At 62.1% G+C, this 26,244-nt stretch carries 27 protein-coding genes; 12 read left to right on the top strand and 15 right to left on the bottom strand.

Going from position 1 to position 26,244, the window contains the following annotated elements; all coding sequences use genetic code 11:
* On the bottom strand, positions 1-624 hold a 624-nt coding region (locus tag VEK15_07515; GenBank protein HXV60524.1), incomplete at its 3' end, for a radical SAM protein.
* 128 nt (positions 625-752) lie between these two features.
* Between VEK15_07515 and VEK15_07510 the strand changes: the two genes are divergently transcribed.
* Complete coding sequence (locus VEK15_07510; protein ID HXV60523.1) at positions 753-1,691, top strand: PfkB family carbohydrate kinase; 939 nt, start codon at positions 753-755, stop codon at positions 1,689-1,691.
* A gap of 256 nt (positions 1,692-1,947) precedes the next feature.
* Here VEK15_07510 and VEK15_07505 read toward each other — a convergent pair whose 3' ends face one another.
* From VEK15_07505 to VEK15_07485, 5 genes are all read right to left on the bottom strand, one after another.
* Positions 1,948-3,252 (bottom strand): L-fuconate dehydratase, encoded by a 1,305-nt coding sequence (locus tag VEK15_07505; GenBank protein ID HXV60522.1) that lies wholly within the window; start codon positions 3,250-3,252, stop codon positions 1,948-1,950.
* A gap of 136 nt (positions 3,253-3,388) precedes the next feature.
* Positions 3,389-4,351, bottom strand: a complete 963-nt coding sequence (locus VEK15_07500) for an ABC transporter permease (GenBank protein ID HXV60521.1) — start codon at positions 4,349-4,351, stop codon at positions 3,389-3,391.
* Between the two features lie 3 nt (positions 4,352-4,354).
* Positions 4,355-5,857, bottom strand: coding sequence for a sugar ABC transporter ATP-binding protein (locus tag VEK15_07495; GenBank protein HXV60520.1), 1,503 nt, complete (start codon positions 5,855-5,857; stop codon positions 4,355-4,357).
* Positions 5,845-6,861 carry a substrate-binding domain-containing protein gene (locus VEK15_07490; GenBank protein ID HXV60519.1) on the bottom strand — a complete coding sequence of 339 codons (1,017 nt, stop codon included), beginning with the start codon at positions 6,859-6,861 and terminating at the stop codon, positions 5,845-5,847. The genes VEK15_07495 and VEK15_07490 overlap by 13 nt, the downstream gene beginning before the upstream one ends.
* Complete coding sequence (locus VEK15_07485) at positions 6,851-7,699, bottom strand: amidohydrolase family protein (protein ID HXV60518.1); 849 nt, start codon at positions 7,697-7,699, stop codon at positions 6,851-6,853. The genes VEK15_07490 and VEK15_07485 overlap by 11 nt, the downstream gene beginning before the upstream one ends.
* 378 nt (positions 7,700-8,077) lie before the next feature.
* Between VEK15_07485 and VEK15_07480 the strand changes: the two genes are divergently transcribed.
* Genes VEK15_07480 through VEK15_07470 form a run of 3 tightly spaced genes read left to right on the top strand, consistent with a single transcriptional unit; the run spans position 8,078 to position 10,431 of the window.
* Positions 8,078-9,010: a pyridoxal-phosphate dependent enzyme gene (locus VEK15_07480; protein HXV60517.1), complete on the top strand. Its 933-nt coding sequence runs from the start codon at positions 8,078-8,080 to the stop codon at positions 9,008-9,010.
* Between the two features lie 42 nt (positions 9,011-9,052).
* Positions 9,053-9,952 (top strand): phosphatase PAP2 family protein, encoded by a 900-nt coding sequence (locus tag VEK15_07475; GenBank protein HXV60516.1) that lies wholly within the window; start codon positions 9,053-9,055, stop codon positions 9,950-9,952.
* A complete protein-coding gene (locus tag VEK15_07470) occupies positions 9,949-10,431 on the top strand; it encodes a histidine phosphatase family protein (protein ID HXV60515.1) in 483 nt (160 codons plus the stop codon). The genes VEK15_07475 and VEK15_07470 overlap by 4 nt, the downstream gene beginning before the upstream one ends.
* Before the next feature lie 58 nt (positions 10,432-10,489).
* On the opposite strand, the gene VEK15_07465 is transcribed toward VEK15_07470, so the two are convergent.
* The gene (locus VEK15_07465; GenBank protein HXV60514.1) at positions 10,490-12,406 is read right to left on the bottom strand and encodes a glutamate-cysteine ligase family protein; all 1,917 of its coding nucleotides are present in this window, start codon (positions 12,404-12,406) and stop codon (positions 10,490-10,492) included.
* Positions 12,407-12,550: 144 nt separating this feature from the next.
* On the opposite strand from VEK15_07465, the gene VEK15_07460 reads away from it, so the two are divergent.
* The gene (locus VEK15_07460) at positions 12,551-12,697 is read left to right on the top strand and encodes a hypothetical protein (GenBank protein ID HXV60513.1); all 147 of its coding nucleotides are present in this window, start codon (positions 12,551-12,553) and stop codon (positions 12,695-12,697) included.
* A 34-nt stretch (positions 12,698-12,731) separates the two neighbouring features.
* Here the strand turns inward: VEK15_07460 and VEK15_07455 are convergent, their stop codons facing one another.
* The 4 genes from VEK15_07455 to VEK15_07440 all read right to left on the bottom strand — a co-directional run bounded on the left by VEK15_07455 (position 12,732) and on the right by VEK15_07440 (position 16,428).
* Positions 12,732-13,019: a cytochrome C oxidase subunit IV family protein gene (locus VEK15_07455; protein ID HXV60512.1), complete on the bottom strand. Its 288-nt coding sequence runs from the start codon at positions 13,017-13,019 to the stop codon at positions 12,732-12,734.
* Between the two features lie 228 nt (positions 13,020-13,247).
* Complete coding sequence (locus tag VEK15_07450; protein ID HXV60511.1) at positions 13,248-13,832, bottom strand: cytochrome c oxidase subunit 3; 585 nt, start codon at positions 13,830-13,832, stop codon at positions 13,248-13,250.
* Between the two features lie 3 nt (positions 13,833-13,835).
* Positions 13,836-15,593 carry a cbb3-type cytochrome c oxidase subunit I gene (locus VEK15_07445; protein HXV60510.1) on the bottom strand — a complete coding sequence of 586 codons (1,758 nt, stop codon included), beginning with the start codon at positions 15,591-15,593 and terminating at the stop codon, positions 13,836-13,838.
* Between the two features lie 7 nt (positions 15,594-15,600).
* Entirely contained in the window at positions 15,601-16,428 is an 828-nt protein-coding gene (locus VEK15_07440; protein ID HXV60509.1) for a cytochrome-c oxidase, read from the bottom strand.
* A gap of 328 nt (positions 16,429-16,756) precedes the next feature.
* On the opposite strand from VEK15_07440, the gene VEK15_07435 reads away from it, so the two are divergent.
* From VEK15_07435 to VEK15_07415, 5 genes are all read left to right on the top strand, one after another.
* Positions 16,757-17,185, top strand: coding sequence for a nuclear transport factor 2 family protein (locus VEK15_07435; GenBank protein ID HXV60508.1), 429 nt, complete (start codon positions 16,757-16,759; stop codon positions 17,183-17,185).
* Between the two features lie 132 nt (positions 17,186-17,317).
* On the top strand, positions 17,318-17,632 hold the full coding sequence (locus tag VEK15_07430) for a YtxH domain-containing protein (protein HXV60507.1): 315 nt from the start codon (positions 17,318-17,320) through the stop codon (positions 17,630-17,632).
* On the top strand, positions 17,632-17,979 hold the full coding sequence (locus tag VEK15_07425; protein HXV60506.1) for a hypothetical protein: 348 nt from the start codon (positions 17,632-17,634) through the stop codon (positions 17,977-17,979). Before VEK15_07430 ends, VEK15_07425 begins: the two co-directional genes overlap by 1 nt.
* Positions 17,980-18,178: 199 nt before the next feature.
* Complete coding sequence (locus VEK15_07420; GenBank protein ID HXV60505.1) at positions 18,179-18,436, top strand: hypothetical protein; 258 nt, start codon at positions 18,179-18,181, stop codon at positions 18,434-18,436.
* An 8-nt stretch (positions 18,437-18,444) separates the two neighbouring features.
* Entirely contained in the window at positions 18,445-20,340 is a 1,896-nt protein-coding gene (locus VEK15_07415) for a PAS domain S-box protein (GenBank protein HXV60504.1), read from the top strand.
* A gap of 26 nt (positions 20,341-20,366) precedes the next feature.
* On the opposite strand, the gene VEK15_07410 is transcribed toward VEK15_07415, so the two are convergent.
* Positions 20,367-21,260, bottom strand: a complete 894-nt coding sequence (locus VEK15_07410; protein HXV60503.1) for a cation diffusion facilitator family transporter — start codon at positions 21,258-21,260, stop codon at positions 20,367-20,369.
* Positions 21,261-21,262: 2 nt separating this feature from the next.
* Positions 21,263-22,135, bottom strand: coding sequence for a universal stress protein (locus VEK15_07405; protein ID HXV60502.1), 873 nt, complete (start codon positions 22,133-22,135; stop codon positions 21,263-21,265).
* Positions 22,136-22,338: 203 nt separating this feature from the next.
* Between VEK15_07405 and VEK15_07400 the strand changes: the two genes are divergently transcribed.
* Both VEK15_07400 and VEK15_07395 read left to right on the top strand, forming a co-directional pair.
* Entirely contained in the window at positions 22,339-23,724 is a 1,386-nt protein-coding gene (locus tag VEK15_07400; GenBank protein ID HXV60501.1) for a sigma-54 dependent transcriptional regulator, read from the top strand.
* 5 nt (positions 23,725-23,729) lie between these two features.
* The gene (locus VEK15_07395; protein HXV60500.1) at positions 23,730-24,386 is read left to right on the top strand and encodes an ATP-binding protein; all 657 of its coding nucleotides are present in this window, start codon (positions 23,730-23,732) and stop codon (positions 24,384-24,386) included.
* A gap of 57 nt (positions 24,387-24,443) precedes the next feature.
* Here VEK15_07395 and VEK15_07390 read toward each other — a convergent pair whose 3' ends face one another.
* Both VEK15_07390 and VEK15_07385 read right to left on the bottom strand, forming a co-directional pair.
* Complete coding sequence (locus VEK15_07390; protein ID HXV60499.1) at positions 24,444-25,949, bottom strand: di-heme oxidoredictase family protein; 1,506 nt, start codon at positions 25,947-25,949, stop codon at positions 24,444-24,446.
* Positions 25,950-26,085: 136 nt separating this feature from the next.
* Positions 26,086-26,244: universal stress protein (locus tag VEK15_07385; GenBank protein ID HXV60498.1), on the bottom strand; the 159-nt coding region annotated here is incomplete at its 5' end.

Below are 26,244 nucleotides of genomic sequence, written 5' to 3'. Positions count from 1 at the left end.
GTTGAGCGCGGGGATCATCGGAGAGGCCAGCACTCCCGTGGGAATCCCCTGCTCTCGAAGGCGCCGGATCGTCTCGAGCCTCTTCTCCGGTCGCGCCGCTCGCGGCTCCATCCGGCCCGCGAGATCCGGATCGAGAGTCGTAATGGAAACCAACACGTTGGCGAGTCCCCGCGCCGCCATGGACGACAGCAGATCGATGTCCCGCAGTACGAGCTGAGACTTGGTAACGATCCCCACGGGATGCTCGTGCTCGGAGAGGACCGAGAGAATCCCGCGAGTGATACCGAGCTCTTTCTCGACTGGCTGATAGGGATCGGTGTTCGCGCCGAGGGCGATGGGGGTGATCCGATAGGCCGGACTCGCCAGCTCGGCACGGAGGAGCTCGGCTGCCATGGGCTTGGAAAAGATCCGCGTCTCGAAGTCCAGTCCTGCCGACAGTCCAAGATAGGCGTGAGTGGGGCGAGCGAAGCAATAGATGCATCCGTGCTCGCAGCCGCGGTAGGGGTTGATGGACTTGTCGAATGGAACGTCGGGAGAATCGTTGCGAGCGATGATGGTGCGAGCCCGATCCGGCGTTACCGAGGTCTCGACACGGTCACGCTCCTCGAGCGGTACATAGTGCATGCGCTCGAACCGTCCGCTTCGATTCGAGACCGCGCCCCGGCCTTTCCTCTTCACCGAGCTCACCCCGACCAGGAACAAGGCTCCGGCTCACAGAACGTCTGATGCACCTTGAGAGGTTAAACTACACCATGCCCATCTGGGACGCCATCGGCGTCGGCCTTGCGGTGCGCGATATCAGCGTCCTCATGGATCGCTATCCACGGGCCGATGAGAAGCTCCGCGCCTCGGCGTTCTACGAGTCGGGCGGTGGTCCGGTGGCGACCGCGCTCGTGACGCTCGCTCGATTCGGCCGCAGCACCGCCATCTCCGCGGTCGTGGGCGAAGATCCCGTCGGAAAGATGATCGTCGATGGGCTTCGCCGTGAAGGCGTCGATACCGAGGGTGTCGCCGTGCGAAACGATTTCGTTTCGCCGACGAGCGTCATCATCGTCGAGAACGGCCGACGGACGATTCTCGAGGCGCCCCACGGCGTGGGTTTTCCCCTTTCCTGGGAAGCGGTACGAAGGCTCCCCCTGTCGGATTGCCGCGCGCTGCTCGTGGACGCGCGCTGTATCGACGTCCAGATTCGGGCCGCCAGAGAAGCGCGGCGCGCCGGAGCCATCGTGGTCCTGGACTGCGGCCATCCGCGGGAGGGTGTCGAAGAGCTCCTGACAACCACCGATGTCGCGATCCTGTCCCATACCTACTCGGAAGCCGCCGCCCACGAGCCGCGAAGTTTTCTCGGTTGGCTTCTCGACAGGCTTCCTCGTGATGGGCCGGCGATCGCCGGCGTCACGCTCGGCGAGAAGGGATGCGCGATTGCGAGTCGCAGCGAGCCGTTTACCCAACTCGCTGGCCATCGGGTGACGGCCGTGGACACGACCGGCGCAGGCGACGTGTTCCACGGAGCTTTCGTTCACGCATGGCTCGACAGCCGTTCGGCGATTGCGGCGGCGCGCTTTGCCAACTGCGCTGCCGCGGTTAAATGCGCTGGGATGACCGGACGTGCGTCCCTGCCGAGCGCGGAAGAGTTGTGGCGACTCTCCACCGTCGACGCGGTTGATGAGAACCAGCAACCAAAAAAATAGGGGGTGAATCAGTCACCCCCTCTCTCTGTACCCCTGAGGACAGACTACTTCTTCTTCTTGCTAGCCTTCTTGGCTGTTTTCTTCTTGGCTGCCTTTCTCTTCTTTGCCATTGCGCCTCACCTCCTTTCGGTCGGGATTGAGCGGAAAGGTTCCGCTCGAAGAAGATCGAAACGACGCAAAACCCTAAGTTGTACGTGAAGCACTAGGTGTAGGGTAAAGACGTAACACGGTTCGTGTCAAGCGCTTTCTACGTGATCTACACCCCTTGCCACATTCGACCGTTCGGATAAGAGAACGAATCGCGTGACGCTCGTTTGATCGCGGTGCTATATCCGGCAGCGAGAGGCGCACGATAAGATCCATCTCGAACGACAACGGGGTCTTCGAAATGCTCGTGAAGGTGATCGACGTATTCGATGAAGCGGTTGTCGAGACTCGCGCTCACGGAAACGTAGTCGAACAACGAAAGATGTTGCACGTGCTCGCACAAACCCACGCCGCCGGCGTGGGGACACACGGGAACGTCGAACTTCGCGGCCAACAACAGCACCGCCAGGACCTCGTTCACGCCCCCGAGACGGCAGGCATCGATCTGGCAGAATTGAATCGCCTCCGCTCGAAGAAATTGTTTGAACATGACACGGTTGGGACAATGCTCTCCGGTCGCCACGCCGATCGGACGCAGCGCTCGGGCGATGACCGCATGCCCGAGAATGTCATCGGGACTCGTCGGCTCCTCGATCCACAAGGGGCGAAATTCGCTGAGTGCCTCCATGTGAGTGATGGCTTCTTCGACATCCCATACCTGATTGGCATCCATCATCAGGATGCGCTCCCAGCCGATCTCATCACGAATGATCGCGGCTCGTCGCCGGTCATCGTCGATATCTCCACCCACTTTCATCTTGAACGCCCGGAATCCCTGTTTCACGGCTTCGCGGCAAAGATGACGAATCTTGCCATCTTCATAGCCGAGCCAGCCCACCGAAGTGGTGTAGGCGGGATATCCGTCGCGGAGAACGGTCGCGAGCCGTTCGGCCCGACCGGACTCGCGATGCTTCAGAAGCGCGAGAGCCTCCTCGGGCGTCAAGACGTCCGTGAGATAGCGAAAGTCGATGGCGCGTACGATCTCTTCGGCGGTCATGTCTACTAGAAGCCGCCAGAGCGGCTTTCCTTCGACTCGGGCATGGAGATCCCAGAGGGCATTCACGACCGCCGCCGTGGCCAGGTGGATGACGCCTTTTTCCGGCCCGAGCCAACGCAGTTGACTGTCCCCGGTCAACTCTCGCCAGAAACCTCGCCAGTCTTCGGTGACTGCTCCCAATCGGCGCCCGACGAGCTTCCTCGACAGGATGTCGATGGCGGCAACGCAAAGCTCGTTCCCGCGGCCGATGGTGAACGTGAGACCATGTCCGGCTACTTCCGCGTCGGTGTCGAGCACGACGTAGGCCGCCGAATAGTCCGGGTCGGGATGCATCGCGTCCGAGCCGTCTCGATCCCGAGACGTCGGGAAGCGCAGATCGCTCGTCGAGACCGAGACGATCTTTGGATCGGCAGGCATTAGCGACCGAGTGGACGACGTTTCTTCAAAGGAACGCCAAGACAGAACGTCGCCGAGGGGCGACGAAGGTAATGAGTATCCGGAATGATCTCGTCTCTCTTGCGCAGGGGAAAAGGATATCTCCCTTCTGTCACCGCTACGACTCCACCGCTCGTCGATGCCGCCACCGGTCGATCGCCACGGCGGTTACGATAATGGCGCCGGTCAGGATTTCCTGGACCCAGTTGGGCAGTCCCATCTGAGAAGTGCCGGCGCGGATGACCGTCATGATGAATGCGCCGACGAGCGTGCCGAGAACGCCGCCCTCTCCGCCGGCAAGGCTTCCGCCACCGATCACGACGGCCGCAATCACATCGAGCTCGAGCCCCACGGCGACCGTAGGATCGCCCACGGTGAGACGGGAGAACTGGAGCATTCCCGTCACTCCAGCCAGCGCACCGGAGAGCGCGTAGACCACGACCTTGATTCGTTCCACGGGGACGCCGCACAGCCTGGCTGTCTTCTCACTCGAGCCAATGGAGAAGATGTGCACACCGAGCTTGGTGAAGTGGAGCAGAAACGCCGTCGCCCCCGCGAGCACGAGGAGAAGCCACACGCCGACGGGCACGATGATCCACTTGCGGTCGGGGGGAAGGGTCGCGAGAAGCTCGACCAGCCACGTGATCGGCGCATCGACCTTCTGCTCCCTTCCCAAACCCTTGGCGGCGCCGCGGATGAGGAGCAGCATCCCCAGAGTCACGATGAAAGGTGCCACGCGAAGTCGGGTGATGAGGATGCCGCTCGCCAGGCCACACAAAGCGCCGCCCGCGGTAGCGGCGGCAACGGCCGCGATCGGACTGCCTCCGGCATCGAGAACCAGCGCCACGATCACCGACGTCATCGCCACGATGGAGCCCACCGAGAGATCGATACCGCCCGAGATGATTACCAGCGTCATCCCCAGCGCCGCCGTTCCTACGATGGCCGTCTGGCGGGCGATCGTCTCGAGCGTCCCGACCGTAGCGAAGCTCTCCGGGCCAAAGATGGCAAAGACCGAATAGATCGACAGGAGACCGAAGAGTGGACCGAGCGCGGAAATCCATCGCCGCCGTGCTTTCATGGCTCAGGTGCTCACGTCGGTGCACGCCGCCATGATGCTCAGCTCGTCCCAGTCGGAGATGGGACGCACTTCGCTGAGTACTCCCCTTCGCATCACGCCGATTCGATCCGCCATCCCGAGGAGCTCGGGAAGATAACTGCTGACCAGCAAGATGGCTTTGCCGCGAGAAGCCAGCTCGTCGATGAGGGCGTAGATCGTCTGTTTGGCGGCGACGTCGATGCCGCGCGTCGGCTCGTCGAGGAGAAGCACATCGAGATCGTGATGGAGCAGTCGCGCCAGCGCCACTTTCTGTTGATTTCCCCCCGATAGCTCCGCGACCTCCTGGGTGGTCTCTCGACATTGAATCGAGAGCTCGTCAACCCAACGCTGCGCCGCCTGCCGCACGCGAGCCGGCATCACGAGACCTGAAGGCCCCAGCCCCTCGAGCCGGGACAGGGTCAGGTTCTCGGCGATACTGCGCCTCATGGCGAGTCCCTCGCCCTGACGGTCCTCGCTCGAGATACCCACGCCTTGACGCCATCGCTCTCGAGGCGTCGCCGGACCACAGTCCCCTCCCAGGCAAACGCTTCCGTGCCGAATCCCATCGAGTCCGAATAGCGCCCGCATGAGCTCGCTTCGCCCGGCGCCCATGAGACCCGCGATTCCGAGCACTTCCCCTCGGCGTAGCTCGAAGCTGGCGGAGCGAGGAAGCGACTCTCCGCCGAGCTCTCTCACCTGGAGCACGACGTCTCCCGGTGTCCGCGTCGAGCGCGGGTACAAGTGCTCGACCTCTCGCCCCACCATCGCGCGTACGATCTCCCGCAGTGTGGTCTGTGCGATCCGCCCCTCGGCGACCGAGCGACCGTCTCTGAGCACGGTGAAACTGTCGGCGACCTCGACGACTTCCTCGAGAAAGTGAGAAATATAGACGATGGCGAGTCCGCGTTCTTTCAGCTGACCGATCAGCCGAAAGAGTTTTTCGATATCGGGCCGAGACAGGCAGCTCGTCGGCTCGTCGAGAATAAGAACCCGCGCGTCGAGAACGAGCGCTCGTGCGATCTCGACGATCTGCCGCATCGAGATGGGCAGCGACGCGACCCGTCTGTCGAGCTCGATGTCTCGGTGCCCGAGGGTGCGAAGCGCCTCGTTGGCCCGCGCCCGCATCTCCCCGAAGCGCAGGAGCCCGAAGGCCGCGGGCTCGACACCGAGAAAGAGATTCTCCATGACGGTCAGGTGCGGAGCGAGCGCCAGCTCCTGATGGATCATGGCGACGCCCATCGAGCGCGCCTCCCCCGGGCTCGATGGCTCGTAAGGTCTTCCGTCGAGCTGCATGGTGCCGGCGTCGGGCCGCTCCACGCCCGAGAGAAGGTTCATGAGCGTCGTCTTGCCGGCGCCATTCTCGCCTACGAGGGCGCGCACTTCCCTCTCGCAGACGAGGAAATCAACGCCGTCGACGGCCACTGTGGCGCCGAAGCGTTTTCTCAAACCATGGGTCGAGAGCCGCGGAACGCCGTTCAGTTCAGCCATCGATCGATGTCGGGCCGAAGAAGCTCCTGCATTCGGGGCTCGTTCATGTTCTCCCGAGTAATCAACGTGACCCCGGTGTCGATACGTGACTCGACCGCCTCTCCCCGAAGGTGGTCAACCATCGTCTTCACACCCAAGTAGGCCATGTTTACCGGGTCCTGGAGCACGAGCGCTTCGAACGAGCCCTCCTCGAGCGCCCTCACCATCTGTTCCGAGGCATCGAACCCGATCAGGGTTACTCTTCCCGCGAGTGCCGCGTCCTGGAGAGCGCGAAGCATGCCGAAAGAAGAGCTCTCGTTGGGACAGTAGATGCCGTCGATGGACAAGCTCCCGTCGGCACTCTTGAACCGCGCGAGCAGGTTCTCGCTTGCCTGATAGGCGGTTTCCGCCGTCGCGCCGGCGTATTGGTTCGAGCTCACAAGCTCGATGCCCGGGCTCTCGGCAATGATGTCGAGGAATCCCTGCTCTCGACGCATCGTGCTCGCGGACCCTTCCATGTAGCGGAGCATCACGACTCGCCCTCGCCCGCCGAGAGTCTCGACCATGTGCGCACCGGCGAGCCGACCCCCTTCGTAGTTGTCGGTGGCGACGAAGCTGACATAATCGTCGCTATCGAGATCGGAATCGATGATCACGACCGGAATACCGCTCCTCACGGCATTGGCCACCGGGAGACGCAGCGCCTTCTCGTCTGTCGGAGCCAGTACGATGCCGGAAACACCGCGACTCACGAAGTTCTCGACCTCGGCAATCTGTGCCTCGCGGTCGTCCTCGCGTGCCGGCCCCTTCCAGATGACTTCGACCGACAACTCGCGCGAAGCCTTGGCCGCGCCAGCGTGAATCGCTTTCCAGAAGGAGTGGGTCGTGCCCTTGGGGATGACGGCGATCACCATCCTGGTATCCGTCCGGCTCTCGCCCGTTCCCTTGTCACTACAAGAACCGAGTGCCAGGGCGACGAGCATCGCCGCTCTAGCCGCCTGATTGAAGAGTACGCTAGTCCGCATTTGGCGCCCGCCCAAGTCGGTAAAAGTCGATGGCATTACCTCCCAGAACCGCCCCTTTCTCGTCCGACGAAAGCGTGTCCAGATATTCGACCACGACCTGCATGACTTCATCGTACCTCGCTGCCAGCCGGCACACCGGCCAGTCCGAGCCAAACATGAGCCGTCCCGAGCCGAAGGCTTCGAAAACGACATCCAAATAGGGAATGAAATCATCACGAGTCCACGACGTCCAGCTCGCTTCGGTGACCATCCCCGATACCTTGCAGAAGAGGTTCTCCGAGGAGCTCAGCTCCCGGATAAAGGACGCCCACGGCTCCACCTCGCCTCGGGCGATGGGCGGCTTTGCCAGGTGATCGAGCACGAGGCGGTGGTCGGGAAAGCGCCGTACGAACTCGATCGCCGCGGGAAGCTGCCGGGGATAGATCAGTATGTCGAAGGTAAGATCCAACTCCTTCAGGATCGACACTCCCGCGAGAAAATCCTCGCGCAAGAGAAACCGATCGTCGGGCTCGTCCTGGACCAGGTGGCGCACGCCGAGGAAGAAGCGGTTGTCACGGTAACGCTCGAGATCGCGACGCGCGACCGACGATCGAAGGTCGACCCAGCCGACGACTCCGCGGACGAATGCATTCTGTCGCGCCATCTCCAATAGCCAATCGGTCTCTTCCAGACTCTGACGCACCTGTACCGCAAGCGATCCATGAACCCCATTCTTCTTCAGGATCGGAGCGAGCTCCTCGGGCATGAAATCGCGTCGGAGCATGGCCATCCGGTCGTCGATCCAGGAGTACTCCTTCTCGTCGAAACGCCAGAAGTGCTGGTGGGAATCAATCCTCATCGCGACACCGTCGACGGGACCGGTTCACGCCGGTGAGAGTCGGCTACCCGACGAGCCATTCGAGGTCAGAAAGGCAGGCCACCGGGATCGCGACCCGCCCGACAAACCAGCGAGACCAAGCCCGCTGTCCGTCGAGATCTCCGGCAACATAAACAGGGCGTCCCGTCCATGACAGCCTCAGACGTCGTCAGCTCAAAGGAGCGCTCGCTTCGACACACGCTCGTCACGTTTGGACGTCGGGCCGGCCTTCGCTTCGAGCCACGATGCGAAACCGCCTCGATGATTGGCTTTCCCAATGGCGCGATCATCCTTGCGATACCCTCCACCAGCGGGCTCTCAACGTCATTGTAAGCTTCCTGATGTAAGATTTGAAGACCCATGACGCAATCGCCGGCTGACGTTCGCGACGTTGTTCGACCAACGATTCTCTTCACGCCTCTCCGACTGGCGACGCGACTCGGAGTCGACTTGACGATCGCGACCGAAACCTTCCAGCACACCGGCAGCTTCAAGTTTCGTGCGGCATACAACCTCGCCGCGCAGGTCGAAGCGGACACGATCCTCACCGCTTCGTCGGGAAATTTCGGTCAAGCGCTGGCCTACTCCTGCCGCCTGTTGAACAAACGGGCCATCGTGGTCATGCCGCACACATCGGCCCGTGTCAAAGTGGAGGCGGTCAAAGAGCACGGAGCCGTCGTCGAGCCCGTCGATGTCGACGTCAAGAGTCGCGCCGAGCGGGTGGCGGAGCTTGCCCGCGCGCACCCGGACGCGTTCGTCGCAAGCGCTTACGATGACCCTCGCGTCATCGCCGGGAATGCCACGCTCGGAGAGGAGCTTTCGACCTTGGGCTTCGACACGGTCGTCGTACCCGTCGGAGGGGGTGGCCTGAGCTCGGGCATCATCCGTGGACTTCGGGAATCGGGAAACACGGATACCCGCGTCGTCGGAGCCGAGCCGCTCTTGGGCAACGATGCCGCTCGTTCCCTGAGAGCTGGGCGAATCGTACGAAACGAGACCGAGCCTCGGACGATCGCGGACGGCGCCCGAACCGTGAGTCTCGGCGAGCACAACTGGGCGATCCTCGAGAGCGGCATCGAGACGATCGTCGAGGTACCCGAGAATCTCATAACCGAGGCAGTGCGACTCCTTTTCGAGCTCGCGAACCTCAAGGCGGAACCCACGGGCGCTCTGTCAATCGGGGCAGTTCTCACCGAGCCTGAGCGGTTTCACGCCGGGCGCATTTGCTGCGTCGTTACTGGTGGTAACGTCGATCCCGACGTTTATCGGCGGATCCTGGCGAGAGAGCTCTAGAGACGACCTCGCCTCCTGCGCGCCCTTCGAGGTAAGACGTTGATGCAGCCCATTCTCGACGCCGGCGTCGAGGTCATTCGCTGGCTCTCCCTTCACCGTTCACCCGCGCTCGACGCCTTTTTCCTCGCCGTCACCGATGTCGGCTCGACTCTCGGGTACCTGGTAATGATTCCGGTTTTGTGGTGGGGGTTTTCGTGGAGGCTCGCGATCCGGCTGTTCGTAGCGCTCGTCTTGAGCGTCTACCTGAACGCATTGCTGAAGGACGCCGTCGCTCTCGACCGGCCGTTCGTCAACTCCGACATCACCCCGCTCCGCACGCCCGAGGAGTACAGTTTCCCCAGCGGCCATGCCCAAAACGCCACGGTCTTCTGGGGGCTTCTCGGACTCCACGTACGCAAACTCTGGTTCGGGGGAGTTTGCATCCTGATGATCGTTCTCATCGGATTCTCACGCGTCTATCTCGGCGTTCATTTCCCGTCCGACGTCGTCGGGGGCATTGCCATCGGCTCTTCGATCGCCTGGCTGTTCACGAAAGCTTCGCTCCGCATCGTTGCGCAGGTAACTTCCCTTTCCATGCCGAAGCAGCTCCTGGTCACGATGGGACTCCCCGCGATCCTGACGGTTACGCATTCGACCGCCAACGTCGCTGCCGCCATGGGAGCTCTTGCCGGCGCTCTCTCGGGGCTGGTGTTCGCACGGCATCATCGCCTGTACCCCGAGGGCGTCCCCCGTAGCCGACGACGCGCCTGGTTGATGGTCGGCCTCGTGGGATTGCCCGGCATCTACCTGGCGACGGGAGCGGTCGGACTTGCGGATGGCTCGGCATGGGCTGGTCTCCATCACTGGCTGCGCTATGCCGTCATCGGACTCTGGGTCAGCTTCCTCGTGCCGCGCATCGTATCCTTCGCAAGGATCGCAAGCCCGGAAAGGAGACGACCATGAAGACCCTGATGCTCCTTCGCCACGCGAAATCCAGCTGGAAAGACGAGACCCTCGACGACCACGAGCGGCCCCTCAACAAACGTGGAAAGCGGGCCGCGCCTCTCATGGGACGGCTCATCAAGAAGGAAGCACTCGTTCCCGATCTCATCATCTCGTCGACCGCCGTTCGCGCTCGGAGGACGGCGGAAGCCGTTGCCGAGACCTCGGGATACGCGCGCGCGGTGGAGCTCGACGAAGAGCTTTATCTCGCCCCGGCGGGCAAACTCCTCGACGTAGCTGCTCGCGTCCCCGGCGATACGGTACGTCGGTTGCTCCTCGTCGCGCATAATCCCGGCATGGAAGACCTCGTCGCCATGCTTTCAGGAAGGAGCGAACGGTTCCCCACGGCGGCTCTCGCCGTCTTCGAGCTATCGGTCGATCGCTGGCGCGACGTCGCTCTCGGGGTGGAGACCCGACTCGTGAGCCTGTTTCGGCCTTGATGCCGTTCGCGACCGCGCTGTTCTCTCGATCTCTCTAGCAATTCGGCTTCCGGACGCCTCACGATTCGCGCAGCTTCTCCTCGAGCAGCTCGCGAGCGATGTCCATGAAGTCGCGCTCGGTGACGATGCCAATGAGCCGCCCGTCCTTGACCACGGGAAGCGATCCGATGTGTTTCTCCTTCATCAGCGAGACCGCTGCCTGGGTCGTAGTGTCCGGCCCTACAGTGACGAGATCTCGCTTCATGACCTCACTGACGGGAATGGGGGCGTCGCGTTGAGCGAAGGCCCCCTGAGCCAGCAAGTGGATGAGCGAGCGATAGGAAACGAGACCCACGAGGTGATGTTCGTTGTCTTCGACCGGAACGTGTCGGATCTTCTCCCAGTCCATGAGGCTGGCAACGAGGTCCACCGGTTCGTCCTCGTGCACGGTGAAGAGGTCCGTCGACATGAACTGTTCGACCCGCACGTAGTGGTTTTCCCACCCACCCGCTTCCCCGATCGTGGCGAGCTGCCAGGTGGAAACCGGGAGACCCGCTTTCTGTTGCCGTACGAGCGACGCCGTCAAGGCGCTCATCCGCTCTCCCTCGGTTCCTTTAGCCTTCATCGACATCAGCGACGAATGGAACCATTGTGAGCCGGTCTGCCGGCACCGAACTCGATCTTCGACGACGCCGAGATATCGGGAAACGTCGCCGGGGTCGATTCCGGAACGCTCGAGTCCGCTCCGCGCCATGGGGATGAGCTCTTCGAGGAGCAGATCTCGCGCCGGAACCTCTTTGCCGTCGAGCCAGGCAAGCTCACTCACGAGTCCATTGCGCGCCGCCGCGGTGAAATTCGACGCGGCATCCTCGAAGGCCATGTGGCGCGTCACGTCATCGACGTCGCGAGCCATGGCGGAGATCAGCCCGAGCCACAGCGCGGCGTTCGCGATCTCGTCCAGGACGCTCGGCCCCGAGGGCAGGTAACGATTCTCGATCCGCAAGTGAGCCTTGCCGTCGGTAATCCCGTAGCACGGTCGGTTCCATCGATATACCGTTCCGTTGTGAAGACAAAGGGCTTTGAGCTTCGGCGGGGTGCGGGAATGGAGCGAGGCAAAAGGGTCTTCGTCCAGCTCCCCTCCGATGAGTATCTTGAACCTCGCGATGTCGTCCTGAAACAGCTCGACGACGGAGTCGCGAACCCATTCACGGCCGAAGCTTACCCTCGGCTGGCGCTCACGAAGGTGGTGGCTCGAGCTACGCGTGTCGACCGCCTGCTGGAACAGCGCGATGCGCGTCTCTCGCCAAAGGCGGCGCCCGAAGAGCAGCGGCGAGTTCGTGGCGGCGGCGAGCACGGGGCCCGCCAAAGCCTGGGCGATGTTGTAGAGCTTCGCGAACTCTTCTCCGCCAACTTGAAAATGAACCTGAAAGCTCGTGTTGCAGGATTCGAGCATGACCGAATCGTGCTTGACGATGAGCTCGTCGACACCCTTGATCTGGAAGTCGTAGGCCCCGCCCCGCAATTTCGTCATCGCGTCGTTGAGGGCAAAGTACCGGGGTACGGGCGCCATGTTGTCGAGACCGAGATCGGACTTGCGTAGCGTCGGGAGAATCCCGCACAGAGCGACATCAGCGCCCAGTGCCTGCGCCACCTCCCGCGCCCGTCCGATGAGCAGCTCGAGATCCTGCTCCATCTGCGACAGGCACCGACCTCCGAAAGGGAGCGGCTGCAGGTTGGTCTCGAGGTTGAATCGGGCGAGCTCGGTCGTATAACGGGAATCGCTCAGCCGTTCGAGAACTTCCATCGCGACGGGAGCCGGTCGGAAGCCAGGCCCGACAAGGAACATCTCCTGCTCCGCGCCCACACGGCGCACACCCGATTCGATCCAGCCCTCGGAGAGCATCGTGGCGAGGGCGCGAACATCGTCGAGAAGGCTTCGCATGAAGAGCCGAAGCTGCTCGCCTCGGAGGGCCTCCTGGACCTCGTGCTCGCCCATGATCGTTCCCCTCTGGGGAGCATTCTACATCTTCAGTACTCAATGCCGTGGCGGGACCCGCACTCGATCGCGCCGCCACGGCTCGGCCTTTTGCGGCGCTTATTCGCACTGCGTGCTCACATCTCATGTCCACGAAGCAGCCCGATGCGGACGATTCGCGCTGACGTCGCGGCAGATGTCCTGGCCGCCGCTCGGCAGGCTGACCCGTATTTTCACATCAGCCTGCTCGTACTCAATGCCGTGGCGGGACCCGCACTCGATCCGCCTTCGCGCAAGGCGCCGGCAGACTAGGCCGCTACTTTTCGTCAGCCTGCTTCGCGATACGTCAGCGGCCGCCGCGAAGAATGGCGAGGCCGTCGGGGACCATCAGGGAATACAGAACGGCGCCGAAAAAGAGCAGCGAGAAGGCAACCGCGAGCCCCACTACCAGTTTCTCGTGCTTCAGATCCATGAACTCGGCACCGATGAGGAAGGCTTTGGTCAGCATCGCACCCAGCAACACGATGACGAGCAATGCTCGCGGAGCCTGCACCACGTCCACGAATACCATGACCACGGTCAGCGCCAGCAAGATGGCCCAGGTTCTCCAGAAAGTCCGATAGGCGGCGTTCATGGAATCTCCCGTTTCCAACTTCTGAAAGGGGGATGGCGAGATTCGTAAAGGATATGGGGATGAATCGAGAAGCTTTGCCCGCTTCCCCAATCGCGAACGGTACCCCGATATCCGGAAGTGGATTCTCGTCGGACGAATACGACCGAATTCATCCCCACATCTCCTTCATCTCCAAATTCCCCTTTCTTGCGCCATAATTGTCAGGAATTCTCGCCTAGACCTAGCTAGCTAGATCAAATAGAAGCACGTGAAGATGAAAACCCAGACCAAATCCACGAAATGCCAGTAGAGCCCGGCAATCTCCACGCCCTCCGATGTAGTCTTTCCCGCCGATGTGCGCGCCAGAACGTTCAACAGGACCAGGACTCCGATGACAACGTGGCTTCCGTGGAAGCCGGTGATGGTGAAGAAGTAGTTTCCGAAGGCGGGTACATCCCATGGATTGTTCGCCATGGTGACACCCTCTCGTATGAGCCCAAGCCATTCGATCGCTTGCATCGAGAGAAAGGCAGCACCGCCGGCCGCGGTCAGAAGCACCATCCTCCTCACCGTCGCCCAGTCTTCCCGCTTCGATGCCGCCACCGCGGTCGCCATGGTTGCACTCGATGAGATGAGAACGAAGGTCATAAGGGAAATGAACCACAGGTGAAAGACCTCTTGTTGATTCGGCCAGCTGGGGCTTGCCGTCCGGGTGAAGCCGTAGCTGGCGAGAAACCCGGCGAATAGAAGACCGTCGGTGACGATGAAGAGCCACATCATGAGCTTGCGCCAGCTCATTCCCAGCGCCGAAAGGGCAACTTCCTGTGTGGACAAGCGTCAGCCTCCCTTCTGCGGTGCTGTCTGGGGCACGAAATCGGTCCCACCCATGGCGGCGTGGTACTCATAAGGGCCGCGATAAACGACGGGCAGGGCATCGCCCCAATTGCCGTGAGGAGGTGGCGACGGCGCCGTCCATTCCAGCGTCGTCGCTTCCCACGGGTTCTTGTCCGCGACTTGGCCTCGCCACAGCGACTTGATCACATTCACCACGAACAAAGCCTGGCCAGCCATCATGGCGAATGCGAAAGTGGACATGACCAGCGGCATCCAGGCGACGTCGTCGAGAAAACCATACTGGCTGAGACTGTAATAGCGGCGCGGCGCGCCCGCGAGACCATAGAAGTGCATGGTTACGAAGATCCCATAGAACGGGACGACGGTGAGCCAGAAATGGATCTTGCCCAGCGTTTCGCTCAAGATCTTCCCGAACATCTTGGGAAACCAGAAATAGGACCCCGCGAAAATCGCGAGCAGCGTGACCCCTCCGATCATGAAGTGGAAATGTCCCACGACGAAAGCGGTGTCGTGGAGCTGGATGTCCGCCGCGGCATTTCCCAGGAACACCCCACCGAGCCCCCCCACCCCGAAGAAGCAAATCGTTCCCAGGGCGAACATTCCTGCGCTCGTGAGACGCAGCTTGCCACCCCACAACGTCGCAATCATATTGACCCCGATCACCGTCGAAGGAATCGTGATGAGAAGGGTTCCGATGGAGAAGAACTCTCCGATCAAGGGGTTCATGCCGCTGACGAACATATGGTGCCCCCAGACGACCATACTCAGAAAGGCGATGATGAGCAGACAATACACAGTCACCTTGTATCCGAAGGCGGGGCGGCGCGTGAAGGGAACGAGCACGTCGAACGTCACACCCAGGCCGGGCAGAATCAGCACGTAGACTTCGGGGTGTCCGAGAAACCAGAAGAGGTGTTGCCAGAGCAAGGGGCTGCCGCCCCCGTTGGGAAGAAGCTGGCCGGCGACAAAGAGCCCCTCCGGCAGATAGAAGCTCGTTCCCAGGTGGCGGTCGAATAACAGCATGATGGCGGCGGCCGTCAACGGCGGAAAGGCCAAGAGACCGATTGCCGCGGCAATCAAGAAGCTCCATATGGTGAGCGGCATCCGCATCAACGACATGCCTCGAGCTCGGAGGTTGAGAATGGTCGTGACGTAGTTGAGTCCACCCATGGTGAACGAAGCAATGAACAGGGCGACGGCGATAAGCCACAGCGTTTGTCCGAGACCGGAGCCCGGCGCGGCTTCGGGAATGGCGGACAACGGCGGGTAGGCCGTCCAGCCCGACCCGGCGGCGCCGCCCTCGACGAAGAACGAAGCAGCGGCCACGAGGATAGCGGGAACGATGATCCAGTAGGACAACATGTTCAGAAAAGGAAACGCCATGTCCCTGGCGCCGAGCTGCAGGGGGATGAGGTAGTTACCGAAGCCGCTCACGAGCGTCAGGGAAACGAAGAAGAAGATCATGATCGTGCCGTGCATCGTGACGAGCGAGATGTAGAACTCGGGCTTCATGAACCCGCCCTCCATCCCCACGGGGAACACTTTCGCGAGTAGATTCCATTGCGTGGTGGGCCAGGTGAGCTGCAGCCGGATCAGGCCGGCGAGAAAGGCCCCGAGGATACCCATGAGCCCACCGGTGAGCCAGTACTGGATGCCGATGATTTTGTGATCCGTGCTGAAGACGTATCGCCGAAGAAAGCTCGGCGGGTGGGCTTCGGTCTCGGTCGCGGTTACCGCCATCGAAGTGTCAACCTCTTCTTTCTTCCAGCCATCGTTCGAATTCTTCCTCGGAGACCACGTGGAGGAATCCGCGCATTTGGTAATGACCAAACCCGCAGAGCTCCGCGCAAGCGAGATCGAACTCCCCTTCGCGAGTCGGAACGAACCATAGATCGATCGTCATTCCCGGCACGGCGTCCTGTTTGATGCGGTGGTAAGGGAGATAAAAACTATGTAGAACGTCCTTGGCCCGTAGCCGCACCCGAACCGGTCGATTAACCGGCACGTACATGAGAGCCAGCTCGTGGATGTCGTCGACCCCCGCCGGGTCGCTCGGGTCGAGGCCGAGCGGGTTTTCCGCCGAAATGAGCGAAGGGTCGAGCCGGCCAAACGCGCCGTCGGCACCGGGATAACGAACGTTCCAGGTGAATTGCTCGGCCGTGACCTCGATAACGATGGCGTCGCTCGGAGGTCCCTCGGTATAGAGCTCACTGAAAACGGGAATGCCGATGACGAGAACTCCTCCTTCGGCGATGACCGTCATGATCAGTGCCGGGACGATCGACCAGATCCGCTCGGCGCGGACGCCTGGCAGGCTCGAGCTCACCTCGCGACCACGGCTGAACCGGAACACGAAATAGCCCAGGACGAGATGGCCCAAAACGACGAGCGTTCCCGTGGTCACGAGCAGGTACACGAGCATGGCATCGATGCCGATGCCGTGTCGGGAAGCGACCGGCGGAAGATACCGCCTAGCCCCGAGTACGAAAACCCCAACCCCCAGGGCCCCGATGACGGCCGCGAGAATGATGCCGGAGGTCGATCCAAATGGTCCCGGTCGATTCGCTTTTCCCATCGCGGAAGAGCTCTCCTTGGTTATGTCGAGCGCTACCCTTACGCAAACCGGGTGCCGTTATCGAGGGATGGCCAAATCCAGGATTCTCGAAGTCTCGGGACTCCCGCGCCGTCTCGCGCAGGGGTATATGCCCCAGACATGCGGCAAAGCGCGCTCTAGCGAGTTCCAGTTGATAGTAAACAGTCGAGCAAAACCTCGAGCGGCCATCGGTTGACATCGCCTTGCGCGTCATTCAAGAATTTACTTCATTTCTTGACATTCCCGGCGTAAAAGGCGACTAGCGAGAGGGTTCAGCCCAATGGCACGACGTTTGAATCATCGATCAAGCGTGAGCTCACAGCGCGATGCCTTCGAGACCGTTCGTGCGTGGTGGCAAGCTTGGGTCGAGAACGATTTGGCTACGATCGCGCGCTTGACGGACCCGCAGTACTCGGAGCACAGGCAAGGAACGCTCCCGCACCTCGTGGGCTTCGGCGACTTGCTCGAGGAGGCTTCGCGCAACCCCGAGGGCGTCTCCATAAAGGAATGGAGTCTCGAAGAGCCGGCCACCAAAACTTTCGAGCACACGGCCGTCTGCAACTACGCCTTTCGCATCGCCGGGCACTGTGGGCGCAAAGAGTTCACGTTCACGGGTCGAGCGACCGACGTGCTGGTGAGACGAGGAGACGCATGGATCTATCTCTCGCACCATGGGACGCTCCAGGGCAGCTATCTCCCACCGTCGCAGGCGTCAGAATCGGTCACCCCGAAACACTAGCATAGACGCAGGTACCCAAGTCGTTCGTTCAATTGGACGCCCGGGATGGCGCCTGCGAAAGTCCCGACCGGTGGCTACGGCCCGCTTAGGGTAGAATTGGGAAGCAGTCGAGCAACCAAAGGAGGTGTCACGATGGCAAGCGACAATGGCGGAGCCAATTTTCTCGTCGGATTTTTCGTGGGCGCGGCAATGGGGGTCATGGGGGCGCTTCTCCTGGCACCCAAGTCGGGACGCGAGCTCCGCGAGAGTCTTGCCGACGAGGGCAAGAAACTGAGGGATCGCGCGGTCGAAGAGGGGCGTCGCATCCGGGATCGTTCCGAAGCCGTCCTGTCCGAGGTCCGAGATCGAGGCGAGGCCGCCTATCAGAAGACCCGCGAGGGTCTGTCGGAGACGTCGGAAACGGCAAGAAAAGCAGCCAAAGAAGTCAAGGAAGCCCTTCGAAGCTGATGGCTTCGATTTCCCAAGACGAGGGGGAGTCCCTCGTTCCGGAGAGGCGTTCTACCCTTTCCGTCTTGCGAAGCGTGGTGCTCTCGTTGACTCATGTGGTCGAAGACAGCACCGAGTTCGTGTCGGCATCCGTTCGAGAGGAGCTCGAGAGGTTTCGGATCGAGATGGCGCGCCACGCGCTCTCGATCATCGCCGTCGTGGCCGGAACGGCCCTCGTCTCAGCGGGTGTCGCCATGTTCGTCAGCAAGCTCGTTGGAAGCTGGTCGCTGACGCTGGTCCTGTTCGGCGGCCTGTATCTCGCCATCGGCTTCGTGATCCATCGGTACAAGTCACCTAACGGAGACTAGTTACTCAGCGGGCTGATGAAAAAGTACGACCCAGCCTGCCGAGCGGTGGCCAAAACGTCTGCCGCGAGATCGGCGCGCAGCGCCGCAAACGCCGAGCCGTGGCGGCCGGTCGATCACGGGTCCCGCCACGGCATTGAACACAGAGATAGATGTGACGTCGCCGAACCATAGGAGAACGGCTGCCGCGATTCGCCAGTCCATGGCGGAGAACCGCGCTCGGCTGGAGAGCGACCTGGATGAGCTCGAGGAGCGGCTCGAGGAGAGCTTCAGTCCGCGGCTGCTCCTTGCGCGGCATCCGGTCCTCACCGCCGTCCTCGGCGCCGCAGTTGGCTTTCTCGTTGTAAGGAACCCGGCACTTCTCACCAAGTCGCTGTCGCGGCTGGCGAAGCTGAGCGCCCCCTTCGTTCTGAGGTCCCTTTGGCAACGTGAATCCCGGCAGCCGCGAGAGCTCTCGTGACGCAGCCGGTGACGAAGTCGCCCTCCTCTACCCCGAAGCCTCTCGAGGAGTTTTTCGGGCTCTGCGAAGAGTGGCTTTGCGTCATCAGGCCGGACGGCGGGATCGAGCTCACGAACGATGCTCTCTCGCAATTCATCGGGGTGGACGCTCGCGAGCCATCCGACCGACGCTTCGATGATCTCATCCAGCCCGAAGACCGGGCGGACGCCGCGAGGGCCGTCGAGCAGTGGCGGCGGGGCGACCGAGCTCGTCTCGTCGTTCGCCATCGCGGGGTTGGCGGAGAGTCGCGCAGCGTCGAGTGGCGCGGCCGGGTCAGTCCCGTTTCCGGGCTTCTCTTCCTCATCGGGTGGGACATCACCGAGGCGAAACGCACCGAAGAGGCTCTTCGCGCGAGCGAGATAAAGCTGGAGACCCTTGTGGCCCGTGCCGCGCAGGGTATCGTCACCGTGGACGCCGAAGGTCGAATCATGACCGCGAACCCGATGGCTCAACGAATATTCGGCTATGAAGGGGACGAGCTAATCGGGTTGCACGTCGAGACGCTCCTTCCCGAATCCCTTCGCGAGGCTCACGTGGCTCATCGCCGACACTATCTCGAGGCACCGAAGTCTCGGGCCATGGGTCAAGGCCTCGATCTCGTGGGGAGGCGCAAGGACGGAAGCCACGTGCCTGTCGAGATAAGCTTGAGCCACATCCCCACCCAGCACGGCTCGCTCACCGTTGCCCTCGTGAGCGACATCACCGAAAGAAAACGTGCCGAGGAAGAAACACGCCGGCTCGAGCGCCGGCTCGAGCACGCGACGAAAATGGAGGCCATCGGGCGGCTCGCGGGGGGAATCGCCCACGATTTCAACAACCTTCTGACCGCACTCACCGGATTCAGCGAGATCGCTCTCGAGATCCTCCCCGAGTCCCATCCTCTTCACGAAGGCGCCCGGGAGACCTATCGAACCTGTCAGCGATCGGTCTCGCTCGTTCGACGACTTCTTGCCGTCAGCCGCCGCCAGGTTCTCCAGCCGATCATTCTGGAGGTCGGCGCGAAGCTGAGAGAGCTCGAGAAGATGCTGAAGGGGCTCCTGGGCGAGGATATCGACCTCACGGTAGTGGCGGCGTCGGGAGGGCTGGACCGCATCAAGGTGGATGAAAGCCAGTTCGAGCAGGTAGTGCTCAATCTGGTCGTCAACGCTCGAGACGCCATGCCTCGTGGAGGTAGTCTCCGAATCGAGACCGAAAGACGGAGCCTGGAGCGCAGGCCTTACGTCGCAATCACGGTCACCGACACGGGACAGGGGATCGATTCGGACGCGCTCCCCCACATCTTCGAGCCCTTCTTCACCACGCGAAAGCAAGGAACCGGGCTCGGCTTGGCGACGGCCCAGGGAATCGTGCAGCAGTATGGGGGGCGCATCTCCGTCGAGAGCACGCGCGGACGCGGAGCCGCATTCGCGGTGTTTTTCCCCGCCGCCCTCGAGGACGAGCCGAGCCGCGCCGTGGACGCCGCCTTCACTCCGAGCGCTCGCGGATGTGAGACCGTTCTGGTCGCCGAAGACGAGAACATGGTTCGCCTGGCGGCCGTCAACGCGCTGACCAAGGCCGGCTATCGCGTGTTGGAGGCTCGCGATGGCGAGGAGGCGGTTCGACTCGCGACCGAGCACGAAGGGGCGGTCGATCTGGTTCTGGCCGACGTCATCATGCCCCGGATCAACGGACCCGAAGTCTTCCGCCGCATTCGCGAGAAGCACCCGGAGGTCAAAGTCCTGTTCATGTCCGGTCACGCCCGGGACGCGCTTACGCCGCACCACCTGGAAGATGGCGGATATCCGTTTCTCGCGAAACCCTTTACCCGCGAAGCCCTCACCTCACGTGTCAGGAGAGTTCTCGACGATGAATCGCCGGGCAACTGAATCATCGTCGCCTCGCTGTCGAGTTTCTATTTCGATGACGACGGCTTCGCTTTGTTCTTCGCGGCGGCATCCACGAGCTCGGGCTCCACGTGGACGATCGCGTCGTGAATCGAGAACTTCTCGCTCAGTACCCGCTCGATGGCGTCGGCGACGTCGTGTGCTTGTCGCGTCGAGAGCTCGGCGGCCACGCTGATGACCACGTCCGCCTCGGGACGAGTGCCTGCCCATCGCGACCGCACGCGCCGGACCTCGACCACTCCGTCGATCGGACGGACTGCGGCGGCCAAGGCTTCGGGAGCATGGGATATCCGGTCGACGAGGACGGGGACGGCCCGTCGGAAGAGGCCGTATGCGAGGTGCATGACGGCCAGCGCGACTCCGAGAGCAACGAGGCGGTCGATCCAGGGGTAGCCCCTCGCCGCAAACTGCCAGCCAATGATCACGCCCGAGGTGATCAAGACGTCGGCGAACGTGTGCTTCGAGTCCGCGTCGAGAATGGCCGAGTCCAAGCGCCTGGCCCATCGCCGTTCCCATGCCGCGACACCGACGTTGACGAAGAGAACGGCGACCATGACAGCAAGCCCCCATGGATGCTCCAAGATGGGATCGTCCCTCGGCGCGATCGCCCTCAGAATGATCTCCACCGCGAGGACCGAGAGCAGTACGGCGAGCCCGAAAACCGCCAGGGTCTCGAATTTTTGATGTCCGTAAGGATGCTCCCGGTCGGGCGGCTCGCTCGAGAGCCTCACGACGACCAGAGCCACGAGGTTGTTGGCGAGATCCGCGAGAGAGTGGATCGCGTCACCGACGAGGGCGAGTGACCCCGTCGACAAGCCGACGATCAGTTTGGCCAGGAAGACCGCAGCATTGCAGGTGCCCTCGATGAAGAGTACCCGACGGACCGCGAGCCAGCTCGACAACGTCAATGCACCGTGAGCACGGGTGACTTCGAATGCCGCACGACGCGCTCGCTGACGCTGCCGAGAAGGAAGTGCTCGAGAGCGCTCAGGCCGCGGTTGCCCATCACGATCAGCTGGCACCGCTTGCTGGCCGACATGTCCAGTATCTCCTTGGGAACGTCCCCTTCTTGCACGAGGATCTCCGCGGCCTCGCCCTCCAGCCAGCTCGACAGGTTCTTGCGAATGCGTTCCGGCAAGTCCGGATCCAATTGAAAGAGTCTGGTGATTCCCCCGGCATAGAAAGATGGATGAATCGGACTCGCGACCACATGGCCAACGAAGAGCTGCCCGCCTTTGTTGAGGAGCGAGCGGGCGGCACTCACTGCACGCTTCGACGGCTCGGAAAAGTCGACCGGTACCAGGATGCGCTCGAAACACTCGCCCGCGGGCACAACCGGAGACCGGGTTCCAATCGTCAACACGTTCACCGGCACGTACTGCAGGACCTTTTCCGCGACGCTACCCATGACGAACCGCTTCAATCCCGTCCGGCCGCGGGTACCCAGAACCACCAGGTCGGGAGAGAGCTCTTCGACTTTCGCCAGGATGCCTTCGAAAGAGGAAATGCGGCGCTCGGTCGTGTAAACGACGTCTATGCCCCTCCCTTTCAGTGCGTTGATCTCGATTGACAGCGCCTCGTTTGCGTCTCGTTCCAGACGCTCCAGATAATCTCGAACCGAAGCGCCGAGACCACCCTTCGGGTCAGTGAACGGCTCGACGACATGAAACAGATGGAGCTTCGCCCGGCATCGGGCCGCAAGCTCGACCGCCTGCTTCAAGGCGTGATTCGCCGATTCGGAGAAATCCGTTGGGACGAGAATCTTCCGAATTTCCATTCTTCACCTCCGCTCGGTAAATCTTTCTTCTTGCGCTCCCGCAGGATCCCCTTTGGAGCGATAGCTTACTCCAACCGAACAACCGATGTGTGACGAAACCCAGGATTGCGTCATTTCACCCAAACGTCCTAAGCTCAAGGGCTTGCCAGCTTCGGAGAGGTCATGGCAGAGATCCTGCTTGCAAGGAGTAAAAGGCGGCACCGATGGCCCTAGACAAGGTTCTCATTGTAGACGACGAAGACTTGATTCGGTGGTCACTCCAGCAAAAACTGACCAACTGGGGCTACCGCACCTTTCAAGCCCCCGACGCACAGACCGCGATCGAGCTCGCGGAGAGCGAGAGCCCGGATTTGGTTCTACTCGATATCCATTTGCCCGATCGAAACGGGCTCGAGGTTCTTCAAGCCATCAAGGAGCTCGACGCGCGCTGCATCGTGATCATCATGACCGCGTATGGCGTTCTGGAGGATGCCGTCAAAGCGCTTCGTTTCGGAGCCTATGATTTCGTTTCGAAGCCACTCAACTTCGAGGAATTGAAAGCAACTCTCCAAAACGCCCTCGAGGCCATCAAGCTCCGTCAGGAGCTGCGCCACTTCCGCGAGCAGGATCGGAAACGTTCGGGAGTCGACAGCATCATCGGGGAGTCGCGGGCGATCACCGAAGCCGTGGAGATGATGAAGAAGGTGGCGCTCAGCCCGGCGACCACCGTCCTCCTTCAAGGGGAGAGCGGCACGGGAAAGGACCTTTTCGCCAAAGCGATTCACTACGCCAGCTCGCGCGCCGATAAACCGTTTCTCGCCATCAACTGCGCGGCGCTGCCGGAGAATCTCGTGGAGAGCGAGCTCTTCGGGCACGAGCGAGGCGCATTTACCGACGCCCGCCAACAGAAGAAAGGTCTTTTGGAGCTCGCCGACGGGGGTACGATCCTTCTCGACGAGATCGGGGAGATGCCTCTCGGCCTCCAGGCGAAGCTCTTGAGAGTGCTCGAGAATCAGAGCTTCAAGCGTGTGGGTGGCATCCAGGACGTCCGCGTCGACGTCAGGATCATCGCCTCGTCGAATCGAGACCTCAAGAAGATGGTGGCCCTCGAGCGATTCCGACAGGACCTCTACTATCGGCTCAACGTCATCACCATCGACCTCCCGCCGCTGAGAGATCGAAGGGCCGATGTCAAGGTCTTGGCCCGCCGCTTCATCGAGGACTTGAATGCGGCCTTCGGTAAACAGATCGAGGGCCTGACACCCCAGGCCGAAGCGCTCTTGGCGGGTTACCCGTGGCCCGGTAATGTGAGAGAGCTTCGAAATGCCATCGAGCGGGCAATGATCCTCGAGGACGGTCCCCGGATCGGTGCCGAAGCCTTTCCCTTCGATTCGGGCGATCGCCACGCGATCGGATCGGAAAGAAGCCTTCCGTCTCTCGATATTCCCGAGACGGGAACTTCGCTCGATAGGGTGGAGGAGGAGCTCATCCGCCAGGCCCTGCAACGAACCGGAGGCAACCAGACCAGGGCGGCCAAGCTCCTCGACATCACCCGAGATACGTTGCGTTACAAAATGAAGAAATTCCGGTTGACGGAAACCAATCAGTGACGAAGATGCCCGCCTCAGTGATACAGACCGCGGCGGCGCGCCTGTCCCATGAGATCCGGAACTCCCTCACCGGCATCAGCGGAGCTCTCGACGTGCTCCGGGACCAGCTGGCGCGGAGTCCGGAGGTCGAGGAAGTTTGGACGCGCGTGAGACGCGAAGTGGGCCGTATCGAGTCGTCGCTGGCGGAGCTCAATGTCTTCGCCGAAGTTTCCCCTCCGGTACTTCAGACCAGAAACTTGCACGAAATCATCGACCGCGTATTGAATCGGGAGACTCACACCTCGACGACCCGGGTCACGCGACGTTACTGCGAGAGCCTGCCGGACGTCGCCGTGGACGAGAAGCTGCTTCATGACGCACTCGGCCGCTTGTTGCGAAACGCCTTCGAGGCAATGCCGCAGGGTGGTGTCGTGACGATCACCACGCAATGTACTCTGGAGCACGTTCTGTTGTCGATTCGAGACACCGGGGCCGGTCTCGCTCCCGACGCCCTCCGATGGGTTTTCGAGCCCTTCTATTCGAGCAAGACGCGGGGGCTGGGGCTCGGCCTGGCCATCGCCCGACGCCACATCGAGGCGCACGGCGGCTCCATCACCGCGGCAACTACCGCGGACGGCGGCACGGAATTCACCGTCAGTCTTCCGATTCCCGCGAAGCGTTGAGGGTCAGAAACGGGCAAAGCCTGCACCCCGGCACGTCACCGTCTCTCCGGCAAGAGTCTATCTGGCGCCACGGAGAAGCTCCTCGTTAGGCTTTCGGGGAGTCCGGAGCGTGGCGAGGAAGGCGCGGAGCTCGCGGCGATCCGCCTCGAAGAGGGCGACGAAGGCGTCTCGCGCGCCTTGGGCCTCACCCCCGTGCGCCAGGATCGCTTCCGTCAAGGTGGTGGCCCGGCCGTCGTGCAAGTAGGGCGCGGTGTCGGCGATGCCCCAAAGGCGTGCGGTGGTGAACTCGGCGTTTGGGATGGTCGCCCGCTCGAAGGTCTCCTCGAGTCCGGACCCCATGTCGTGACGCTTGAGATCGGCGAAGAGCGGAACCCGCACCCCGCCCGACTTCGTCGGCTCGAACCCTACCCGGACGAGGTCCACCAAGTAATACACATTGGCGCCCGGGTCCTCGGGGACCTCGGGGAAGGCAAGCGGGAGATAGCGCGAGCGAGTTTCCATCGTCGGGACGTGGCAACGAGCGCGGCCGATGGATACGAAGGTAGCGAAACCGCGCTGCGCCGCCTCATCGCGTTTCTCCGCCACCGGCAGCGGGTTGGTGACGTCGAAAACGTGGAGCGCCGTCATCTCTCCCGAGCTCACCTCGTCGGCGATCCCGTCGCCATCTTCGTCGAAACCTTCCCCTACCACTTCGACCGGTTGCAGCCCGAAGTGAAACTGCATCGCGCCGCGATCGAAGTCCCGCATGGAGAAGTTCTCCCCTTTTCGCCCGAAGGGGCGCACCACGAGGACCTCCTCCGGGCTATGGCTGCTGTTGTCGGCAAAACCAATCCCTTCGACGGCGAGCTCGACCTGGCCCCCGCCGAGCGACATGATCGAGCCGAAGGCGACGCCGTGCGTCTCGAGTTGGGTAATCGTGCCCGCGGCGGCATCCCGCGCCCTCGCAAGAAGGGCCTGAAGATCGGCAGTCATTTCCTTCGCCAGAAGCTCGACTCCGCCGCCTCCGAACAGGAACGGAGGATTGGAGACGCGGCGGCCATTGAAGTCAGCAATGCCGTCCGGCAGCATCTTCATGTCCGGGTCGTGCCCCGGGGCGAAGGCGACCCGATCGTCCTCCGAGTCGGCGACGTCGATCATCGTCGGCATGATGATGGCGTTCTGAGCCATGCCCCCAACCCCTCCGATCCCAAGGGTCGGAGGCCGCGTGAGGTGGCTGATCACGCTATGGCAATCGTTGCAGCTCTGGGCGTCGAGACCGTTCATGCGCAACAGCTGGCCGTTTCCGTGAAGCGTCGGCCGGTTGCCGGGAAGGACCGTGGGGAGCTCGCCACGAAAGGGACCGTCTCCACGTCCGTCGAAGGTGTTGAACGGGGTGGTGAACACCTCGAGCCCGAGGCGGCGCACCCTCGTCAGCTCGCGAGGGCCGTGGGCGAGCATCGAGACAATCTCCTCGTGGGCGGGACCTTGGGACAGCGCGGGCTCATCCTCGATCTGGGCCCATGCCGACGCGAGCCCCATAGCGAACCCGAACGCGACAGTAAACGTACGAGACCCGTACCTCATTCCCCGCCTCCTCGTCGATATGGGGTCCGCGCCCGAGACCCTATCGCGCAGTCGGCGGCGGTCAAGAGCGCATCGGCTCGCTGGTTTCGCTCGATTCGGGGTCTCGACTATAGATGGGCGGGGCCGCGAGCCACCGTCAGTCTTCCGATTCCCGTGAGACCGCATTGATGGTCATAACCGGGCAAGGCGCATGGCGGACCACCTGGTTCGCCGTCGACCCGAACAGCATGATGTCCAGCGGGTTTCGTCCACGAACACCCATCACGATCAAGTTCGCTTCGCGCTCGCGCGCCGC

The organism is Vicinamibacteria bacterium (assembly GCA_035620555.1).
Lineage (GTDB): Bacteria > Acidobacteriota > Vicinamibacteria > Marinacidobacterales > SMYC01 > DASPGQ01.
This window is presented reverse-complemented; position numbering and strand designations above follow the sequence as displayed.

Coding starts and splice junctions, on each gene's coding strand:
- VEK15_07510 (HXV60523.1), top strand. CDS start 753: ATGCCCATCTGGGACGCCATCGGCGTCGGCCTTGCGGTGCGCGATATC.
- VEK15_07505 (HXV60522.1), bottom strand. CDS start 3,252: ATGCCTGCCGATCCAAAGATCGTCTCGGTCTCGACGAGCGATCTGCGC.
- VEK15_07500 (HXV60521.1), bottom strand. CDS start 4,351: ATGAAAGCACGGCGGCGATGGATTTCCGCGCTCGGTCCACTCTTCGGT.
- VEK15_07495 (HXV60520.1), bottom strand. CDS start 5,857: ATGGCTGAACTGAACGGCGTTCCGCGGCTCTCGACCCATGGTTTGAGA.
- VEK15_07490 (HXV60519.1), bottom strand. CDS start 6,861: ATGCGGACTAGCGTACTCTTCAATCAGGCGGCTAGAGCGGCGATGCTC.
- VEK15_07485 (HXV60518.1), bottom strand. CDS start 7,699: ATGAGGATTGATTCCCACCAGCACTTCTGGCGTTTCGACGAGAAGGAG.
- VEK15_07480 (HXV60517.1), top strand. CDS start 8,078: ATGACGCAATCGCCGGCTGACGTTCGCGACGTTGTTCGACCAACGATT.
- VEK15_07475 (HXV60516.1), top strand. CDS start 9,053: ATGCAGCCCATTCTCGACGCCGGCGTCGAGGTCATTCGCTGGCTCTCC.
- VEK15_07470 (HXV60515.1), top strand. CDS start 9,949: ATGAAGACCCTGATGCTCCTTCGCCACGCGAAATCCAGCTGGAAAGAC.
- VEK15_07465 (HXV60514.1), bottom strand. CDS start 12,406: ATGGGCGAGCACGAGGTCCAGGAGGCCCTCCGAGGCGAGCAGCTTCGG.
- VEK15_07460 (HXV60513.1), top strand. CDS start 12,551: ATGCGGACGATTCGCGCTGACGTCGCGGCAGATGTCCTGGCCGCCGCT.
- VEK15_07455 (HXV60512.1), bottom strand. CDS start 13,019: ATGAACGCCGCCTATCGGACTTTCTGGAGAACCTGGGCCATCTTGCTG.
- VEK15_07445 (HXV60510.1), bottom strand. CDS start 15,593: ATGGCGGTAACCGCGACCGAGACCGAAGCCCACCCGCCGAGCTTTCTT.
- VEK15_07440 (HXV60509.1), bottom strand. CDS start 16,428: ATGGGAAAAGCGAATCGACCGGGACCATTTGGATCGACCTCCGGCATC.
- VEK15_07430 (HXV60507.1), top strand. CDS start 17,318: ATGGCAAGCGACAATGGCGGAGCCAATTTTCTCGTCGGATTTTTCGTG.
- VEK15_07425 (HXV60506.1), top strand. CDS start 17,632: ATGGCTTCGATTTCCCAAGACGAGGGGGAGTCCCTCGTTCCGGAGAGG.
- VEK15_07420 (HXV60505.1), top strand. CDS start 18,179: ATGGCGGAGAACCGCGCTCGGCTGGAGAGCGACCTGGATGAGCTCGAG.
- VEK15_07405 (HXV60502.1), bottom strand. CDS start 22,135: ATGGAAATTCGGAAGATTCTCGTCCCAACGGATTTCTCCGAATCGGCG.
- VEK15_07400 (HXV60501.1), top strand. CDS start 22,339: ATGGCCCTAGACAAGGTTCTCATTGTAGACGACGAAGACTTGATTCGG.
- VEK15_07395 (HXV60500.1), top strand. CDS start 23,730: ATGCCCGCCTCAGTGATACAGACCGCGGCGGCGCGCCTGTCCCATGAG.
- VEK15_07390 (HXV60499.1), bottom strand. CDS start 25,949: ATGAGGTACGGGTCTCGTACGTTTACTGTCGCGTTCGGGTTCGCTATG.